General features: G+C 72.0%; 3 protein-coding genes. 1 reads left to right on the top strand and 2 read right to left on the bottom strand.

All coding sequences use genetic code 11. The features are described from left to right. Window positions 1-200: 200 nt before the first annotated feature. On the top strand, window positions 201-797 hold the full coding sequence (locus tag GRF61_RS23975) for a GntR family transcriptional regulator (RefSeq protein ID WP_169153130.1): 597 nt from the start codon (window positions 201-203) through the stop codon (window positions 795-797). Window positions 798-1170: 373 nt separating this feature from the next. Here GRF61_RS23975 and GRF61_RS23970 read toward each other — a convergent pair whose 3' ends face one another. Both GRF61_RS23970 and nrdD read right to left on the bottom strand, forming a co-directional pair. Next, the gene (locus GRF61_RS23970) at window positions 1171-1764 is read right to left on the bottom strand and encodes an anaerobic ribonucleoside-triphosphate reductase activating protein (protein WP_169153129.1); all 594 of its coding nucleotides are present in this window, start codon (window positions 1762-1764) and stop codon (window positions 1171-1173) included. A gap of 10 nt (window positions 1765-1774) precedes the next feature. Next, a partial coding sequence (gene nrdD / locus GRF61_RS25145) for an anaerobic ribonucleoside-triphosphate reductase (RefSeq protein ID WP_169153128.1) occupies window positions 1775-1939 on the bottom strand: 165 nt, incomplete at its 5' end.

Here is a 1939-nt window from a genome sequence, read left to right as displayed (position 1 = left end):
GTGCTCAGACGACCGCTTGGCGCCCTGACGGGCGCTCCCCCTCTCCCCAGCCCCGCGAGGGGGAGGGAGCGGACCCAGCCGCGAGGCGGTAGTTGCCTGCGGGAGGCGCCGCGCGGCGATCTGCTCGAACTTGCTGCAAACACTTTGACGGGCCCGGTCCCGATTCACCACCCCCAGGCCGGCAAACGGAGAACCCCGAAATGGACGAAGCCCTGTTGCGCCCCTACGCGCTCTACGAAGCCATCGCCGCCTCGCTGCGCGAGCGCATCCTCGCCCACGAACTGGCGCCCGGCTGCCCGCTGGACGAGGCCACGCTGGCGCAGGGCTATGGCGTCAGCCGCACGCCGGTGCGGGAGGCGCTGAAGGTGCTGGCGCATCAGGGCTTGCTGCAGATCGAGCCGCGCCGCGGCTGCTGCGTGGCGGCCTTCTCCGGCGCGGATGTGGCGGCGCTGCTGGACGTGCTCGAGGTGCTGGAAGGCTTCGCGTTGAACGAAGCAGCGCTGAAGGAGAAGGAGGGCGCCGCACCCCTCTCCCACGAGGCTCTGCTGCAATCCGCCGGCAACCGCCATGCCTGCGAACTGGTGATGCTGTTGCGCGAAAAGTTGCTGCTGGCCGGCGGCCCGGCCTACCAGCGCAAGGAGGCCGCGCTGTTCTCCGCCATCGCCACCGCGCTGGGCGAGGCCCTTGCCCGGCGCGACAGGGCGCAGGCGCAGCACATATGGCAGGGCTATGCCGGTGAGCGCCGGCAGTCACTGGCCTGCCCGCCAGCGCGGGCCGGGGCCACGATCGGGCCCTGAAGGGGCGTTGAACGCTGCCGAGGAGTTTGTGCGCCGTAACGCCCGCTGCGCCGGATCATCCGGCCCAGCGTATGAGTCGCTGGCCCGCCCCGCCGGTAAGGGCCGGGGTAGTGCTGGCGGAAGCATGAGTGGGGCGTCGAGCGTTGCCGAGGGATGACCGTGCATGCTTGTGCCCGATGGGCGTCTCGACGAGAGTGCTGCGCTGCCAGGTCGAGTCGATGTGCCCGGGCGCTTCCGGTACGGGCGGCGTGTGGTCCGTGTCCGCCACAGCAGGCTGCGCGGGCGAGGTATCGACCATCGCCGGCCTGCTGCCGGGCGGTGGCGGGTGACTGCGCTCCCCGGGAGCGGACGACCTTGCGCCCTGCCGGCCACGTCAAGCCGCTGGCCGGCAGGCCTGGATCTGCCATTGCCGTACGCCGCGCCGCTTGAGGTCAGTGCCCAGTTCCCGCAATTCCGCCTCGCTGAACAGGCCCTGGTGCCAGGTGGTGCGGCATTCGTGGGCGACGCCGCTGGCGAGCAGGAGGTCCAGCGAGCGGGCGACGCGCTCCGCACTCCCGCTGGCACCGGTGATGGCCGGGTAGCGCTGTGCGGGCGCCTTGATGTCCAGCCCCACCCAGTCGAGCAGCGGCAGCGCGCCGGCGAGGCGCTCGGGATACATGCCGCCGGTGTGCAGCGCGGTTTCGAAGCCCAGGGCGCGGACTTGGCGCAGTGCCTCGGGCAGGGCGGCCTGCAGCGTGGGCTCGCCGCCGGAGAACACCACGCCGTCCAGCAGGCCGCGGCGGCGCTCCAGGAAGGCGAGCACTTCGTTCCAGCGCATGGCGGCGGGGGCGGCCACCGGGATCAGGTGGCGGTTGTGGCAGTAGCCGCAGCGCCAGGGGCAGCCCTGGCAGAACACCACCGCCGCCAGCCGGCCGGGGAAGTCCAGCGTGGTGAGCGGGGTCAGGCCGCCTATGCGCAGGGTTTCCATGCGGGTCGGGTCAGCGCCGCTGGCCGCAGTGGCGCTCGGAGAAGAAGCGGCGCTCGGCATGCTCGCCTTTCTTGCCGATGTTGAAGCTGGCGACCGGGCGGTGGTAGCCCATGACGCGCGTCCACACTTCGCAGGGCTGGCGTTCTTCGGGGGTGAGGGTGACGGGGGCTTGGGC

It is taken from the genome of Azoarcus sp. TTM-91, from assembly GCF_012911025.1.
GTDB lineage: Bacteria > Pseudomonadota > Gammaproteobacteria > Burkholderiales > Rhodocyclaceae > Azoarcus.
The sequence above is the reverse complement of the archived record's forward strand: the minus strand, read 5'-3'. Positions and strand labels throughout refer to the sequence as shown.